The 15,370-nt window shown below is 60.8% G+C and carries 14 protein-coding genes and 1 pseudogene; 9 read left to right on the top strand and 6 right to left on the bottom strand.

The window, feature by feature from the left end:
• Window positions 1–78 precede the first annotated feature (78 nt).
• From gyrB to J2X20_RS16635, 4 genes are all read left to right on the top strand, one after another.
• Window positions 79–2,628 (top strand): DNA topoisomerase (ATP-hydrolyzing) subunit B, encoded by a 2,550-nt coding sequence (gene gyrB, locus J2X20_RS16650; RefSeq protein ID WP_310266811.1) that lies wholly within the window; start codon window positions 79–81, stop codon window positions 2,626–2,628.
• Window positions 2,629–2,743: 115 nt separating this feature from the next.
• Window positions 2,744–3,496: a nucleotidyltransferase family protein gene (locus J2X20_RS16645; RefSeq protein WP_310266808.1), complete on the top strand. Its 753-nt coding sequence runs from the start codon at window positions 2,744–2,746 to the stop codon at window positions 3,494–3,496.
• A gap of 2 nt (window positions 3,497–3,498) precedes the next feature.
• The gene (locus J2X20_RS16640) at window positions 3,499–4,224 is read left to right on the top strand and encodes a DUF6602 domain-containing protein (RefSeq protein ID WP_310266806.1); all 726 of its coding nucleotides are present in this window, start codon (window positions 3,499–3,501) and stop codon (window positions 4,222–4,224) included.
• A gap of 265 nt (window positions 4,225–4,489) precedes the next feature.
• Window positions 4,490–5,437 carry an Eco29kI family restriction endonuclease gene (locus J2X20_RS16635; RefSeq protein WP_310266805.1) on the top strand — a complete coding sequence of 316 codons (948 nt, stop codon included), beginning with the start codon at window positions 4,490–4,492 and terminating at the stop codon, window positions 5,435–5,437.
• 152 nt (window positions 5,438–5,589) lie between these two features.
• On the opposite strand, the gene J2X20_RS16630 is transcribed toward J2X20_RS16635, so the two are convergent.
• From J2X20_RS16630 to J2X20_RS16605, 6 genes are all read right to left on the bottom strand, one after another.
• Window positions 5,590–7,017, bottom strand: a complete 1,428-nt coding sequence (locus tag J2X20_RS16630; RefSeq protein WP_310266803.1) for an XRE family transcriptional regulator — start codon at window positions 7,015–7,017, stop codon at window positions 5,590–5,592.
• Window positions 7,014–7,541 carry a hypothetical protein gene (locus tag J2X20_RS16625; protein ID WP_310266801.1) on the bottom strand — a complete coding sequence of 176 codons (528 nt, stop codon included), beginning with the start codon at window positions 7,539–7,541 and terminating at the stop codon, window positions 7,014–7,016. The genes J2X20_RS16630 and J2X20_RS16625 overlap by 4 nt, the downstream gene beginning before the upstream one ends.
• A 514-nt stretch (window positions 7,542–8,055) precedes the next feature.
• Window positions 8,056–9,249: a DNA cytosine methyltransferase gene (locus tag J2X20_RS16620; protein WP_310266798.1), complete on the bottom strand. Its 1,194-nt coding sequence runs from the start codon at window positions 9,247–9,249 to the stop codon at window positions 8,056–8,058.
• On the bottom strand, window positions 9,236–9,649 hold the full coding sequence (locus J2X20_RS16615; protein ID WP_310266796.1) for a very short patch repair endonuclease: 414 nt from the start codon (window positions 9,647–9,649) through the stop codon (window positions 9,236–9,238). The genes J2X20_RS16620 and J2X20_RS16615 overlap by 14 nt, the downstream gene beginning before the upstream one ends.
• Entirely contained in the window at window positions 9,650–9,859 is a 210-nt protein-coding gene (locus J2X20_RS16610; RefSeq protein ID WP_310266794.1) for a ribbon-helix-helix domain-containing protein, read from the bottom strand.
• Between the two features lie 59 nt (window positions 9,860–9,918).
• Window positions 9,919–10,134, bottom strand: coding sequence for a helicase associated domain-containing protein (locus J2X20_RS16605; protein WP_310266792.1), 216 nt, complete (start codon window positions 10,132–10,134; stop codon window positions 9,919–9,921).
• Between the two features lie 449 nt (window positions 10,135–10,583).
• Here J2X20_RS16605 and J2X20_RS16600 point away from each other — a divergent pair, with 449 nt between their 5' ends.
• From J2X20_RS16600 to J2X20_RS29490, 5 genes and pseudogenes are all read left to right on the top strand, one after another.
• Window positions 10,584–11,009 carry a helix-turn-helix domain-containing protein gene (locus tag J2X20_RS16600; protein ID WP_310266790.1) on the top strand — a complete coding sequence of 142 codons (426 nt, stop codon included), beginning with the start codon at window positions 10,584–10,586 and terminating at the stop codon, window positions 11,007–11,009.
• A 364-nt stretch (window positions 11,010–11,373) separates the two neighbouring features.
• Window positions 11,374–11,961, top strand: coding sequence for a TnsA endonuclease N-terminal domain-containing protein (locus J2X20_RS16595; protein ID WP_310266787.1), 588 nt, complete (start codon window positions 11,374–11,376; stop codon window positions 11,959–11,961).
• On the top strand, window positions 11,924–13,939 hold the full coding sequence (locus J2X20_RS16590; RefSeq protein WP_310266785.1) for a Mu transposase C-terminal domain-containing protein: 2,016 nt from the start codon (window positions 11,924–11,926) through the stop codon (window positions 13,937–13,939). The genes J2X20_RS16595 and J2X20_RS16590 overlap by 38 nt, the downstream gene beginning before the upstream one ends.
• Window positions 13,936–14,898: a TniB family NTP-binding protein gene (locus J2X20_RS16585; RefSeq protein ID WP_310266782.1), complete on the top strand. Its 963-nt coding sequence runs from the start codon at window positions 13,936–13,938 to the stop codon at window positions 14,896–14,898. Before J2X20_RS16590 ends, J2X20_RS16585 begins: the two co-directional genes overlap by 4 nt.
• 25 nt (window positions 14,899–14,923) lie before the next feature.
• Window positions 14,924–15,262: pseudogene (locus J2X20_RS29490) on the top strand (TniQ family protein); the annotation flags it as partial.
• Window positions 15,263–15,370 lie beyond the last annotated feature (108 nt).

Genomic DNA, 15,370 nt, shown 5'->3' with positions numbered 1-15,370 from the left:
GACACAGCGGGCTTCGGCCCGCTTCAGTGCTTTTAAAGGGCGATGAATCAGTCGCCCGCGAGTGAGAGAGAGTTCCCGATGAGTGATGTGAATAGCAGCCCCGAACACCCGGACGGCCTGAACGCCAACCAGCAGGCGGCCGCCGCGGCGGAGAAGCAGTCGGGGGCGGTCTATGACGCCAACTCCATCCAGATCCTGGAAGGCCTGGAGGCCGTGCGCAAGCGCCCGGGCATGTACATCGGCGACACCTCCGACGGCACCGGCCTGCACCACCTCGTCTTCGAAGTGGTGGACAACTCCATCGACGAGGCCCTGGCCGGCCACTGCGACGACATCGTCGTCACCATCCACACCGACAACTCCATCTCCGTCATCGACAACGGCCGCGGCATTCCCACCGGCGTCAAGATGGACGACAAGCACGAGCCCAAGCGCTCGGCCGCCGAAATCGCGCTGACCGAGCTGCACGCCGGCGGCAAGTTCAACCAGAACAGCTACAAGGTCTCGGGCGGCCTGCACGGCGTGGGCGTGAGCTGCGTGAACGGCCTGTCCAAGTTCCTGCGCCTGACCGTGCGCCAGAACGGCAAGGTGCACTTCCTGGAGTTCGCCAAGGGCATCCCGCAGGACCGCGAGATCGTCATGGTCGATGGCGTCGAGACCAGCCCCATGAAGGTCATCGGCGAGACCGACAAGCGCGGCACCGAGGTCCACTTCCTGCCCGACACCGAGATCTTCCAGCAGAACAACGACTACCACTACGACATCCTCGCCAAGCGCCTGCGCGAGCTGAGCTTCCTGAACAACGGCGTCAAGATCCGCCTGGTCGACGAGCGCAACAACAAGGAAGACAACTTCGCCTATGCCGGCGGCGTGAAGGGCTTTGTCGAGTTCATCAACAAGGGCAAGACCACCCTGCACCCGAACATCTTCCACGCCGTCGGCGACAAGATGAGCGACCAGAACACCAACATCGGCGTCGAAGTGGCGATGCAGTGGAACGACGGCTTCAACGAGAACGTCCTCTGCTTCACCAACAACATCCCGCAGCGTGACGGCGGCACCCACCTCACCGGCCTGCGCGCCGCGATGACGCGCGTCATCAACAAATACATCGACGACAACGACCTCGCCAAGAAGGCCAAGGTCGAAGTCGCCGGTGACGACATGCGCGAAGGCCTGGCCTGCGTCGTGTCCGTCAAGGTGCCCGAGCCCAAGTTCAGCTCGCAGACCAAGGACAAGCTGGTCTCGTCGGAAGTGCGCGCCCCGGTGGAAGACATCGTCAGCCGCCTGCTGACCGACTACCTGCTCGAGAACCCGCTCGACGCCAAGACCATCTGCGGCAAGATCCTCGACGCCGCCCGCGCCCGCGAGGCCGCCCGCAAGGCGCGCGAGATGACGCGCCGCAAGGGCGTGCTCGACGGCCTGGGCCTGCCCGGCAAGCTGGCCGACTGCCAGGAAAAAGACCCCGCCCTGTGCGAGATCTACATCGTGGAGGGTGACTCCGCCGGCGGCTCCGCCAAGCAGGGGAGAGATCGCAAGTTCCAGGCCATCCTGCCACTGCGCGGCAAGATCCTCAACGTCGAGAAGGCCCGCTACGAGAAGCTGCTGACCAGCAATGAAATCCTGACGCTGATCACGGCCCTGGGCACCGGCATCGGCCGCGGCGCGGGTGGTGACGACTTCAACCCCGACAAGCTCCGCTACCACCGCATCATCATCATGACCGACGCGGACGTGGACGGCGCCCACATCCGCACCCTGCTGCTGACCTTCTTCTACCGCCAGATGCCCGAGCTCGTCGAGCGCGGCCACATCTACATCGCCCAGCCGCCGCTGTACAAGGTCAAGGTCGGCAAGCACGAGCAATACCTGAAGGACGGCCACGAGTTCGACGCCTTCCTGCTCAAGGTCGCGCTGCAGGACGCCCACCTGGACACCGGCACCGGCAGCACCCTCAGCGGCGACGCCCTCGACACCCTGGCCCGCAAGTACGTGACCGCCCAGAGCGTCATCCAGCGCCTGTCCAACTGGATGGACATCGAAGCCCTGCACGTGCTGGCCAACGGCCTGGCGCTGGACCTCGACACCGCCGAAGCCGCCGCGGCCAGCGCCGCCAGCCTCAAGGGCCTGCTGCACGATGCGCTGGTGACGGTCGAGACCGACCCGCGCACCGACAAACTGTTCCTGAAGATTGCCCGCACCCACCACGGCAATGTGCGCGCCAGCGTCATCACCGCCGACTTCGTGCACGGCGCCGACTACGCCGTGCTGGCCGACGCCGGCCTCAGCTTCCAAGGCCTCATCAAGCCCGGCGCCCTGGTGCGCAAGGGCGAAGGCGAGAAGGCCAAGGAGGCCAAGGTCGAAGACTTCCGCGCTGCCATGGCCTGGCTGATGAGCCAGGCCGAAGGCAGCGTCGGCCGCCAGCGCTACAAGGGCCTGGGCGAGATGAACCCCGAGCAGCTCTGGGAAACGACGATGGACCCCACCGTGCGCCGCCTGCTGCGCGTGCAGATCGACGACGCCATCGAGGCGGACAAGGTCTTCACGATGCTGATGGGCGACGAGGTGGAGCCGCGACGCGACTTCATTGAGACGAATGCGTTGAGGGCGGGGAATATCGACGTCTAACTTCTGTAGGACGACACATCATTTGAAATCCGCGACAGTTCGGTGAGATACGCACGACCGCTCATTTGAAAAATTCCTAAGCGGCAGCGCCCCGCCGAATAAAACCATCAGTGCTATGACCGCTGACCAGTACCTCCGGAACGTGCTGGCCCAGCACCAAGTCAACGCCGCCAGCGCTAGGTCGGTGGCGGGTGAGCAGATCGTGCCGATCGTGCAGCAGTGGGCGGGCCAATACCTCAACAGCATCGACCTTTCCGGGTCGATCGCGAAGGGAACGGCCAATGCCGGCGCCAACGATATGGACCTTTTCGTCGCAATGTCGTCGGCCACCCCGGGCACGCTGCGCGACATCTACGAATCGCTGCACGCGCTGGCTGCGAAGCACTGGGGTGCCCGCCGGCAGAACGTGTCGATCGGGGTCCAAGTCGGCGGCTACCACTTCGACCTCGTGCCCGGCCGCATGCAGCCGGGGCATCAGAACTGGTTCTCTCTGTGGCGCAATAAGGCGGAGACCTGGACCCAGACCAACATAACGCTGCAAATTCAGACGGTGGCCCAGTCCGGGCGCACGGAGGAGATCCGCGTCCTCAAACGCTGGCGCACGCTGGCTGGCCTCGACTTTCCAAGCTTCATCCTGGAGCTCGCGGTCCTGGAGGCCCTGAACGGCCGGCGCCTGGGCGATCTAGCTGTCAACGTCAGTGCGGCTTTGGAATGGCTACGCGACAATATGCGAACGGTTCGCCTGGTAGATCCGGCGAACACCAACAACGTGGTCACTGACGATCTAACGGCCGCTGAGCGGGCGGCGATCGCCACGGCGGCTGGCGTCGCGCGCGCGCAACCGAACTACACCAACTTCGTCTGGTGACCATGGCTATCGACCTGCGTCAGCTCTTCGCCGATCGCCAACAGCAGCTGGCCGCCCAGCTGAGCCTGGCCCGGCATCACATCGGCCACCCGGGGGACAAGGGCGCTGTGTCGGAAACAGAGTGGCTGGAACTGCTCCGCAGCTTCCTGCCAAGCCGGTACTGCGTCGACAAAGCGACAGTGATCGACAGTTGCGGTAGCACGAGCGAGTCGATCGACCTGGTTGTCTATGACCGCCACCACTCGCCGCTGGTCTTCGAGCAGGGCGGTTTCCGCTACATCCCCGCAGAGGCGGTTTACGCAGTCCTCGAAGTCAAGCAGTCGCTCGACGCGGGGCATGTGGCCTACGCGGCCGGCAAAGCGGCCTCGGTGCGGCGCCTGCATCGCACGAGCGCTGCAGTTACCGATATCCGGGGTGCGACGCCCATCAAACCGCCCATTCCCATCCTGGCCGGTCTGCTCACGACTAACGTTGGCTGGGCCCGGGACAACGCTACCGAGCAACTGCTGAGACATGTCGAGCAGCTCGATGCCGAACACCTGCTGCAGCTCGTGTGCGCGGCCGACAGCCAGGCCTTTGAGATCTCGCGCAACGAGCGCGGCACACAAGTCCAGGCTTCCGCGCGGGACAATAGCCTGGTCTTCTTCCTTCTCAGCTTTTTGCAGCGCCTTCAGCAACTGGGCACCGTCGCGCCGATCGATTTCAGTGCGTATAAGGCAGCTCTGTAGCCCTCCGGTTGTCGCGTTGATAGAGGTCAATTGCGGCCCTTGCAGTCGCGATACCTCATGATCAAACACCTTGCCTTCTTTGCGGGGGCGTCGACGCCTTAGCTGAACACGGTGCTTATGTGCCCGGCGGTTGTGGTGGCGCCTTGCAATGTCCGCAACCGCCTCGTCTTTCGGCGACCAGTAGGACGCAAGATACCTTTTGGAGTGCCGACGGCGGCGCCTAAGATGCGTTGAGGCAACTTTGCCCTATAGGCTTAACTCGGCGATGTCATCAAAGAATCAGAAAGCGCTCTTTCCATCGCTAATTGACGAGCTGAACTATGTGGCAGATCGGCTAGTCGCGGCACAGGCCGAAGGCTCGCCGAGAGTCGTGAAGAGGGTAAGAGAGGCGCTCGAGACGGTATCGCAGCGACTCGCGCAGGCCGCAGCGGGTCTTGATCCAGTTATTCGGCCTTCTTCTACTTTCGACCCAACAAACCCAGCCACCGCAGGCCGCATCGTCGCGCTGACGATGGTCGCTCAGGCCCGCTACCCGCTATCGCGAGTTCCTGTCTTCTATGGGTCAGGCGTCTACGCGCTGTACTACATTGGCAAGGAAGGTGTGCCGGGTTGGGTCCCAGCCTACGCTCCCTTGGCTGGGACACAACATCCAATCTACGTTGGCAAGGCCGACCCAATTGATCCTGCGGCGAAGGAGCCGGTAGCGCAAGGACAAAAGTTGGCTGCGCGTCTGCGCGAGCACGCCAAGACCATCGGCAAAGCCACGACGACTCTCGACATTCATCACTTCGAATGCCGTTTCCTAATTGTTCAAACAGGGTTCCAGTCGTCTGCCGAGCGGTACCTGATTGACTTTTTCAAGCCCATCTGGAACTCGGAAACGAAGATCTGTTACGGCATGAGTAAACACGGTGATTCGGCCGAAACCCGCGGAAATGGCCGGTCACCATGGCACACCATGCATCCAGGAGTTGGGTGGTCTGACAACGAACGCCTCGTGGATCAGCGCCCGAAGCACCAGATCGAGCTGGATATCGCTGCCCACCTTGCAACTAACCGGCCGTATACGGATCTTACTCATATATTCGACAACTTTGTTGCCGACATGAAGCAGTTGCGTGTACCTTTAGCGTCCCAGGAAATTGACCCTAACGCTCAAGATGAGTTGGACCAGCTCAGCGACCAGCCAGACATAACTGATACCCCGGGATAACGAGTCCTGAGCCTAACGCCGCCTACGGGCAGCGGCTGACTACTCGATGCTTGGCTGCTAAATACATGCCAAGCCGGCCCCGAAACAGGCGTCTTCAGGAGTCATGGCCCTATTCGCCGGGATACCGCCCTCGTTTGGGATGCGCAGCAGGCCTAACTATCCTCTCGCAGCGTGCAAATCGCCTTTAGTGCTTCTTCAGTAACATCCCCAGGACGAACAGCTAGCCAAGAAGCGGCACTGTCAGTCGTAATCTCGCCTATTTGGCTAGACTTGGCAACACACCACGCAAACTTTCCTCGCCGGGACAAAGGAACTTTGTCGATGGGAAAGAAGTCCAACGTGAGGTTTTCCATTGCAATCCAATGGTCTTCAGGTTCGGGTAGATTGTCTTGCCAACCTCCGAATGCGTCTCTTTTTGCGACGTTTCTGACGTGATGCTTCGCAGCGGTAGCGCTGATACCAAAAGTCTCCATAACCTCGGCTACGATTGTTAGAGGATCAGAGTGTTTTTTGGCAATTGTTTGGACCGCACTAGGTGGGGCCAAAAATGCTACAGCAAACGCATTCGCCCTGATTTCCGGCGGGTCGCGTCTAGCGTCTCGGTCGCTCATCTCGAGATCTGCATAAGCATCAACTGTGACTCGTTGGAGTTGAGCGTCTGGGTCCCACAGTAAATGCCCTAATTCGTGGCACATCGTCATACGACGAACCCATACGTTGGAATTCATCCCAGTTTCATTGATAACGATGCCGCGCGCCCCGCCGTTCGCCATAGTTGCACCAGCAAATCGCTGATCCATCCTTAGCTGAATCAGTGGAAGCCCGAAATCGTCTTCAATAACCTTTCGAACGCTATCTATCGGTTCATCTTCAGTGAGCCCCAATAGCTGACGTGTTTTTCTAGCAAGCGAATACCCTATTTCCCACGCCGGGTAACCGAAGCTCGGATCATGCCTGGGAAGACGGACGCGACGAACAGCAAGAGTGCCTTGCAAAATGTCCTGAAGCGCAGCCTGTCGGGCGACCACCCACGCGGCTTCAGATAGTTGAAGGACGGTGGCGCCAGTGAAGCCGTGAATATCTTTGGCTGTCGCCATTTCACGGAGCCTTACTCCAAGATTGGAGTCACGGCCCGCATTAGGAACCAATCCCAACACCTGTTCATTTAAGGCAAGCGCTTGAGCCAAAAACTCCAACGTTCTAAAGGAAGTTTTTGTTCCCGGTGTTTCAATCTTCTCTAATTCATCAGCTGTAATGTGAGCTCGATCCGCCAGTTGCTTAATGGAAAGTCCAAGTTCTTCTCGTCGCGATCGTATCGTTGCTGCGGGCTCTTTCGATGAGCTCACCAATGGTGCGGAACCCTCTATAACGGCTTGCTTCAAGGCATGCCAGCCAAAAGTTCGAAGTGATTCGCGAGCAGAAAGAATTCTCCCCGTTGCACCTTGGCTATAAGGCGCAAGTTGAATCTGACTCCTAACAAAGCGAGCAGAAGAGGTGCGCGCGCGCGACTCAGGTGAGTCGCCTGAAGTGTCCGCGCCGAATACTAGGTCCAGCTCAGATGGATTAATATTGGTTGTCATTCAACCCACTCAGGGAATGCTCCGACGAAGCGTGCAGGTCGATTAGTTTCCTCATCAAAACCCATTGACCATACCCCATAACCGGATTGCGCAAACGCTCGGGCGACGGAGTCCAGTTCTGCCTTGCTTCTCGGACCATAGCGACCAGAACATCCGTTTACTACAATAGTTCCATCAGACAAAAACACCAACTCGCCACCAGAATATGCAGCAGCGCCCCCGGTTAGATTGGTATGTTTAATTACACCACTTTCAAGCGAGTCGCCGAATTCACAACGCTCACCAGCATGAACGACGTCCTCTGCTCGAACCACCCAAAGATGGGCCGCTTGTACCTGCTGCAGGTCCAATAAAGGCGTCGGCGGCCGTTCAACAGGCGGAACGCCGTCTATCCATTGAAGGAGTCCGTCTGACGGCTGCATTTGCTTCACTTGATCTATGTTGGCTATTAGACCTTCCGGGGGAAGTCTGGGCTCGCCAATGGCTTGCCGGAAAAAATCAAAGGCCTTCTTTGTAAGGATCATGAGGGCGACGGCGTTCCGCGCGAGCTATGCAACGCTACCGCTCGCGACTCAACTGACAACATGCTTGAACCCGAACGGGTCCTACATAGCGATCGTATGACGATCAGCTGCTAAGCGCGACACATCTATTCCTAGCGCTTCCTCGGGCGACATCCGGCATGGGCGCGTGCTGCGTGGCTGCCGCGCACCGATGATCCGCGCCATGTGACTGAGTGAGGCCATGTCGTGGGCTGATGTAGTCTTAGCTCACACAGGGCGAAGCACGGATGACAAATTGCGGAAGACAGCTAAATCCATCAGTAGCTGGAGCGAGAAATCGCCGCCGCAACTGCGGCCACTGCCCGGGCATTGCTTTCCGAGCGCCTCAGCTGGTCGATGCGGTCCTGAGGCGTGGAGCACGCAACCAAGTTAGCGGCAGCCCTCGATAAGCGCGTTGATCAGCGCATCAGTTCAGGTGCCACAGTGCTGCCTGCACGTAGCCCCCGATGACGTGGCGAAGCTGCGCACTCATCCGTTACGCCGCGCGTACGAGGTTAAGCCGAGACCGGCCAATTGCGTCTAGCTTGTCGGCAACCGACCCGGCAACCACTTCGCCTAATTTGACAGGCACTGCGTTGCCGAGCTGACGCATCGTCTCGCTCCATGAGCCGCGGAATACGTAGTCGTCCGGAAACGTCTGAAGGCGCGCAGCTTCGCGCGCAGTGAAATAGCGAATCGAGCCGTCCGGCCGCAACAGCATGTTCTCGCCGCCTGGCACACCATGATCGCCAGCCTTCAAGGTCTTGGCGGGCTCGTCCAACGGACTTCCCGTGTGCCCCGGATAACTCCGTGCCCCTGGGTTGAAGACGTGATTCGGAATGCCGTTGTTCGGCTGCTTCTCAGGGTCGGGCAGATCGGAGATCGCGTCGCGCACCGTGACCCACGGCAGACCCATGAATATGTTTTCGGCGCGAAGCCGAGCAATGCGACGCTCGAGCTTGGCCGGCATGGTCGGACGGTTGCGCTTTGCCACGCGGTGGCGCTCCCAGTAGTCGCCGGTGATCCACTGGTCGCGCAGGAGCGCATCCTCGCAATGCGTTGCTTCAGGGAACGACCAATTGACACCGAGATCTGATCGAAAGCCGATAAGAAAGACACGCTCTCGTCGCTGCGGCACGCCATAGTTGGCGGCGTTCAGCAGGCGGTACACGACGTTGTAGCGAGCGGCGCCTTGATTTCCGGTGTGGTGCCTCTCCAGCCGCGCTCGATGCTTTTCCCAAGCCTCGTCCTTTTTCCGCGTCAGCTCAGGATGCGAAAGCTGCAGGTGCACATACTCGAAGTAGGACGCGAACGATTCGCGCAGCAGGCCCTTGACGTTCTCGAAAATGAAGGCTTTGGGATTTAGCTCGCGCACGGCGCGCACCGCCTGGGGGAACATGTCGCGTTCGTCCATATGCCCGCGTGCCTTGCCACCAAGCGAAAACGGCTGACAGGGCGGCCCACCGGATACCACCATCACCTCGCCGTCGATCGTGCCGTAGTCGAACGCGCGCGCATCTCCTTCGAACACTGGCCAGCGCTCAACGTCATGGGCGTGGTTCTTCTGATTGAAGCGGAAGGTCTCGCATGAGTCATGGTCCCATTCGATGACCGCGGCGTGGTTGAACCCAGCTCGCCCCATCCCCATTGCTAGCCCGCCGGCTCCGGCGAACAGTTCAACGCTGCGCATCGAGAAATCCCCTAATCTTTTTGGCCAACTTGGCGATGTCCCCTAGCTGGCATTCCCAAATCGTCAAGACGCTCCACCCCAGCTTTCGCAACGCGCGCAAATTGCGTGCGTCGCGCTCGGCGTTCGCGGTGAGCTTCGGCAACCAAAATTCGCCGCGCGTTTTCGGCAGCCGTGCAAGAGCGCAGTTCAGATGACGATGCCAAAAGCATCCGTGTACGAAGATCACCTTGCTGCGGCCAGGAAACACCAGGTCGGGCGTGCCAGGCAGGTCTCTCCGGTGCAAACGGTACCGGTATCCCATGCCATGAACGAGGCGACGCACCTGCAGTTCCGGCTTGGTGTCCTTGCCGCGTACCAGCGCCATGCGCGCCGAGCGTTCTGCTGGGGTAAGGGTGTCCATTCATTCGCCCTGACCCGCCTCCGCGAATAGCGGCCATTGGTCGCCAACATATTTTTCAGCGGCTTCTCGCACCACCCAGGCCACGGACACCTTCTTGTGCTTGGCGATGCGCTCAAGCGTTGCGTAGAGGTCCGGCGGAAAGCTGACCGACGCGCGCGGCATTCGCGGTTCGCTACTTGGCCTCACCTCGTTCTTATCGCTAACCGTCATGGGGTTCCTGTGCTGCGTGCACCACTTTACACCACCGCGGTGCAGCAGTCGACCTGGCTCTACTGACGTGCTTTTCGCCGTTCTCTCGCATCCCACAGCCACCCTGGCAACGCCTCAAGCGCGGCCACTTCCTGGTCGTCGTGATACTGCCTTCGGCGTCGCTGCTCAGCTGTCCAAATGCCAAGTTTGAAACCGTCAGGCGCCACAAAGCCGCGAGGCACCAGGGCATGGCCGTGTTCCTTGGAATAGGCAAGTAGGCGGAGATAGTTGGTCATCCACTTGTCGTGGTTTCGGACGTTCGCCATCAGATTGGAAGGAGGTACAGATCTGAATCAATTCTCCCCACCCTGGCTACCGCCGAGGGGCAGATCTCGCGATGAAGCGTCCCTGGCCTCGTCGAGGCTGTGTCGATGTCATCCGTCGATCTGGCGCCGCTTTATCCCGCAGTGCGGCAGCGCTGCACGCACGTAGCGCGTGGCTCAAAGAAGATAAAGACGCAACCGAGCAAAGTCTTGCCAAACAGTGTCCCAACCCGCTCGACACACACTGCGTTTGCTTAGGTGAAGCGGCGCGTAGCCTTGTGTAGTTCATTGCACTACACCGTTGAACGTGCAGTTAGGACTGTGGCCGACATTACAGCACTTCGCCATCCGGTTTACCGCTGCGGCGGCTTCAAATATTTCCCACTACGCTGCTATCAAGACCTGCAATGGTTTTGTGCGCAATGAGCCCCTTCTCAGAACTTCTGTACCGCCTGCGCTGCCGGCACGACGTGAGGCAGGCTGAGCTCGCGGAAAAGCTCGGCTACGAGCAAAGCTACATCTCCGCACTGGAGATCGGCATCAAGGGCCCGCCCACAGAAGAGTTTGTCGAGCGCCTAGCTGGCGCTTTGCCGCTGACGCCTGAGGAGCGCCGCGAACTACGCACAGCGGTTGACGAATCAAGCCGCAAGCTAATCCTCGAAGGCGATGCGTCGCCAGAGCACTTTCGCTTCGTCGCTCGGCTGCGGCGAAAGCTGCACAGCGCCACGCCGCGCCAGCTTCGTCTGATGAGCGAAATCCTCGACATGCCTGACTTTGGCGTCCCGCCGCATGAGCGGCCGCTTCCGCGCATCAAACGCCGGCGAACCGTGAGGGAGGCGCCCATGTAGAAAAGCGGGACAACCTTTCGGCTGCCCCGCTGGTCGGAGCATCGAGCGATACCCCGGATAGGCAACTCCAGTATCGCCCTCTGCGGCGGAGCGTCAAGCCAAACCCTTCACACCGACCCCGTTCGCGCGGTTTTCACCACTGCGCGCGGGCGTTGCTACGTCCGAAATTGGTAATGACACATCGCTCCTGGAATCGGCGAGGCCCCGTCTCGTTCGTCCGGGAACTGGAGAAAAGATGAACACGACTCCTTCGCCCAGGCCATGGCACGCGCCTGGCCCGAACTCAACCGCGCCCGCGCGCCGGGTGGTCCGCCCGACCGGCGGGATCATTCGCGGGAAATTCCCAAGTCGAAAGAATCGCCGCATGGTCGAGTTCGAGGAACTCCTCGAACTCGACTTGATGCACCTGCTGGAAGCGGCGCCCGAGGTGGCGGCCTATCGGCAGCAGCCCGTCGACATCTCGTACCCCGACGACGACGCCTTGCGCAAGTACACGCCGGACTTTGAGGTGCTGCTGACGTCCGGGCAGTTCCTCTACGTCGAGGTCAAGCCGCAGGAGCGGCTCAGCGATCCTGAGATCGCGCGCAAGCTCGAAGCGATTCGTGTACAGCTGGAGAGGGACGAGATTCGGTTCGAAGTTCTGACCTGTGCCGACATCCGTCGCCAGCCGCGCCTCAACAACATCCGGTGGCTCTATCGGCAAGCGGGCACGGCGCCTGTCACCGCCGGCGCGGCAGACTTTGGCGCCAGAAGGCTCGCGGCGACTGGACCACACACGATAGGCAGCGCTCACGCAGCGCTGCGGGGCACCGGACTTGATCCAGCCATCTTGATCCTGAAGGGCATATGCGCCTGCGACCTCGACCACCCCGTTTCCTTCGAAACGCCGATCCACCTTGCACAGGAGAACAGCCATGAGCGCTTTCGCATTTCGCGTCGGCTTGGTTTTTGAGTGGGGCGGCGTCCAGTACCGAATCGAGAAGCTCCAGCCAAACTCGCAGGTGCTACTCGAGCAGGTCGACAACGGGTCTTGCAGACTAGTGATGCGCTCCGAGCTGCTGGAGGCTTACTGCGACACGGGGCCTACCGGCATCAAGGCAACGGTGCCAGAAGAGGTGCAGCGCAGCCATTTCTCGCGGCCGCTGAGCGATCTACCGCCAGAGACTCAAGCCGAGGTTCGGCGACGCAAGCACTACATTGATGTAGTCGCCGAGCAGGGGAGGCCGAGCTTCACTCGTGGCTATCTCCTGCCTTTGCTGCAGCAAGCGGCTGCAAGCATCGACGACAAGAAGAAGCCCAGCGTTGCCACGTTCTGGCGTTGGTGGCGCCGATATCAGATCGACCAGGATGCCAGGGCTCTGGTGCCTCAATCCCGGGCCAGACTTCAGCGTAACGGGCAGTCGGAGCTGTTCGAAATGCTGCGTGATGCCATCGCTGAGGCGATGGCCATGAGCCCGCTTGCCAATGCCGTAACCGTGCATACGGCTCTGGAGCGCCGAATCCAAGCAGAGAACAGGCGGCGCCTAGAGGATGACCACCTGCGAGCTCCATGCCTGCGCACAGTCCAGCGGCTGCTAAACGATGCGCCCAAGTATGACCTGGCGATGCTGCGGGAAGGCAAGCCGGCGGCGGATCGGAAGTTCAGGACCGTGGTCCGCAGCGTCAAGAGCAGTCACATCCTTGAACGGGTAGAGGTTGATCACACGCCGCTGGATCTCTTCCTGGTGGATGAGAAAACCATGCTGCCTCTCGGTCGGCCCATCGTCACCATCCTGATCGACCACTACAGCCGGATGGTCCTGGGCTACTACATCGGGTTTGGTCAGCCGTCGACGGCCGCAGTCATGTCGGCTTTGCGGCATGCCATCTTGCCTAAGAAGCCGGCCGAGCCGGTTGTCCCTGGCCTAAAGGTTGTGCACACCTGGAATTGCTACGGGCGTCCGCTTGCATTGATCCTCGACAACGGGCTGGAGTTTCACGGAAATGATCTGGAATCTGTCGCGCTCGATCTGGGCATCACGCTCCAGTTCTGTCCCAAGCGCGAACCGCGTTTCAAAGGCACGGTCGAACGCTTCCTCAGGACGCTGAACTACTCCTTCGCACACCAGCTGCCGGGCACGAGCTTCGCCCGCTTGCACCAACGAGGCGACTACGACCCTGCCAAGCATGCGCTGCTGACGCTCGTCGAGTTCCGGCATTTGTTCGAAAAATGGCTACTGGATATCTATGGTCAGACCTTGCATCGTGGCGTGAACGGCGTGCCCATGGCGTTGTGGGATGAGGGTGCCCAACGGACGACGATCGAGCTTCCCCCGGACCTCGCCGCGTTCCAACGCCGAATCGGCATGGTCGAAGAGCGTGCGCTGCAACACTACGGCATAGATCTGAACAACATCCGGTACTGCGACTCCTCGTTGAACCGACTCTTCGATATCCACGGCCCAGGCGCGCCGATGCGGATCGTGTTTGATCCTGACGACGTCGGCGAAATTCAGGTATGGGGACCGCAGGATCTGGAGCCGGTGACCGTACGAGCGACGCTGTTCGAGGAGTACACCGGGCTGACGCTGGTGCAGGCTGGTCTGGTCCACGACAAGATCAAGGAGAAGGGCTTGGCGGCGCATGATCGGGACGCAGTACGTCAGGCGAAGATCGACCTCGCAGAGGGCATGCAGCAGCTCCTTGGCAGCCGCAAGCAACGTGATCGGCGCCGCCACGCCGAGTTGCGAGGACTGTCCGCTACCAGGCGGAACAAGGGGACTAGTTTCGGCGATTCTTCGTCGCCAGCTCACGGCCCGTCCTTGGCGCCGCCGGCACGTCCCAGCAAGCGACCCAAGCTGCGCCTTGTGGAGGGGCCCGCTGTTGAGACCACTGAACCGTCGAAGCTCCTGCCGCGCTTCACCATCAAGTCGGAAAGGCTCGATCCATGAGTGCGCGCGAGCTCTATCAGGACCTCCGGCGGTTCGACGAGGAGTACATAGAGTTCGCGGCATTCCGGGCCGCGGCCGATGCTATTCGCGCCAATCTCGAGATGTTCCGCGAAGCTGGATTGGTGCAGCATCTCGTCGTCGTCGGGGAAAGCGGCACCGGCAAGAGCACACTGTGCCGCTGGCTTGCGGCGGCGTATCCGATGCAGCGACTGACGGAGCGCAACGTCGTGCCGGTGCTCGTGGTCGCCGTACCAGCCGCTGCGACGATCGCGAGCATGGCAGAGGCGATCCTGACGTCCCTTGGTGATCCCGCACCGAACCGCGGGACCATCTCCGAGAAGGCGCGGCGCATCGTCAAGCTGGTTCACGGTTGCAAAGTCGAGATCATCCTGATCGATGAGGCCCAGCACATCAGCGATCGGGGCCAGTCTCACACCCACTACATGGTGGCCGACTGGCTCAAGGTGCTCATCGACGGAATGGGGGTGCCAACTGTCTTCCTGGGCCTTCCGCGCGTTGAAACGTTGATCCAGGCGAACGAGCAGTTGCGCAGGCGCTTCTCAAATCGGCTGCGGCTGTCGCTGGGTCAGGACGAAAGCCGAACGGTCCGCGAAGAGTGCCTGGAACTCTTCCAGTCCCTTGGCCAGTCCCTGCCGCTTCGGCTCTCCGCCGAGCCTTTTCCGCTCGATGACCTCGGCGTGCGCCTCTACTACGCGAGCGACGGGCGGATAGCTCATATCAAGAAGCTGCTTGGAGGAGCGCTCCGACTGGCCATCGAAGAGGGGCATGACGCGATCGAGCCGTTCCTCCTTGAGCGTGTTTTTACCAACGAGGTCTGGTGGGAGGGCGTGGGCGCATTGAATCCGTTCAACGAGGCCTTCACTCATCGCCGGCTGGATCGTGCGGGCGAGCCATTTGAAGACGTCCGGCCAAGCCAGGTGAAGCAACGTGGTCGATAGCTCACTTTCAATCGGCGACCTGCCCATGCGTCCTACCTATGAGGCCGGAGAAAGTGTCCACGGCTATCTGTACAGGGTCTATGGATCGAATGGTCATCGGCTGCCTGCGAGCCTGCTAGAAGTGCTCGCGCGTGCATCGGGAGATGCCGCTACGCTCGACGCCTTGGGCGCGGCGGTCGGCAATGCTCAAACGATTGCGCAGGCCTGGAGGCCAGTCGCGCAACTGCGTTCTCATGCGGCGGCAGCCTCACGCAAGCTGCTGAGTGCAGCGGATCGCGTCGCGTACTGCGCCCTATGTCTCCGAGCCCACCCGAGGCACCGAATGCTCTGGCAGGCCCCGTGCGTCTGGGCTTGCCCAGAGCATGGGTGCAAGCTGATTGATCGGTGCATTGGATGCGACGAAGCCCTGACGTGGCAGACGTGCCGTCCTGGCTGGTTCTGTCGTTGTGGGGCATCTCTCAGTGACGGCGCT

The organism is Roseateles saccharophilus, from assembly GCF_031458095.1.
GTDB classification, from domain to species: domain Bacteria; phylum Pseudomonadota; class Gammaproteobacteria; order Burkholderiales; family Burkholderiaceae_C; genus Pelomonas; species Pelomonas saccharophila_A.
Note: the sequence above shows the minus strand (reverse complement) of the source record. Positions and strands in the feature narration are given on the sequence as shown.

What these genes read in the sequence shown, in the direction of transcription:
- gyrB (WP_310266811.1), top strand. Translation starts at nt 79, where the DNA reads ATGAGTGATGTGAATAGCAGCCCCGAACACCCGGACGGCCTGAACGCC.
- J2X20_RS16645 (WP_310266808.1), top strand. Translation starts at nt 2,744, where the DNA reads ATGACCGCTGACCAGTACCTCCGGAACGTGCTGGCCCAGCACCAAGTC.
- J2X20_RS16640 (WP_310266806.1), top strand. Translation starts at nt 3,499, where the DNA reads ATGGCTATCGACCTGCGTCAGCTCTTCGCCGATCGCCAACAGCAGCTG.
- J2X20_RS16635 (WP_310266805.1), top strand. Translation starts at nt 4,490, where the DNA reads ATGTCATCAAAGAATCAGAAAGCGCTCTTTCCATCGCTAATTGACGAG.
- J2X20_RS16630 (WP_310266803.1), bottom strand. Translation starts at nt 7,017, where the DNA reads ATGACAACCAATATTAATCCATCTGAGCTGGACCTAGTATTCGGCGCG.
- J2X20_RS16625 (WP_310266801.1), bottom strand. Translation starts at nt 7,541, where the DNA reads ATGATCCTTACAAAGAAGGCCTTTGATTTTTTCCGGCAAGCCATTGGC.
- J2X20_RS16620 (WP_310266798.1), bottom strand. Translation starts at nt 9,249, where the DNA reads ATGCGCAGCGTTGAACTGTTCGCCGGAGCCGGCGGGCTAGCAATGGGG.
- J2X20_RS16615 (WP_310266796.1), bottom strand. Translation starts at nt 9,649, where the DNA reads ATGGACACCCTTACCCCAGCAGAACGCTCGGCGCGCATGGCGCTGGTA.
- J2X20_RS16610 (WP_310266794.1), bottom strand. Translation starts at nt 9,859, where the DNA reads ATGACGGTTAGCGATAAGAACGAGGTGAGGCCAAGTAGCGAACCGCGA.
- J2X20_RS16605 (WP_310266792.1), bottom strand. Translation starts at nt 10,134, where the DNA reads ATGACCAACTATCTCCGCCTACTTGCCTATTCCAAGGAACACGGCCAT.
- J2X20_RS16600 (WP_310266790.1), top strand. Translation starts at nt 10,584, where the DNA reads ATGAGCCCCTTCTCAGAACTTCTGTACCGCCTGCGCTGCCGGCACGAC.
- J2X20_RS16595 (WP_310266787.1), top strand. Translation starts at nt 11,374, where the DNA reads ATGGTCGAGTTCGAGGAACTCCTCGAACTCGACTTGATGCACCTGCTG.
- J2X20_RS16590 (WP_310266785.1), top strand. Translation starts at nt 11,924, where the DNA reads ATGAGCGCTTTCGCATTTCGCGTCGGCTTGGTTTTTGAGTGGGGCGGC.
- J2X20_RS16585 (WP_310266782.1), top strand. Translation starts at nt 13,936, where the DNA reads ATGAGTGCGCGCGAGCTCTATCAGGACCTCCGGCGGTTCGACGAGGAG.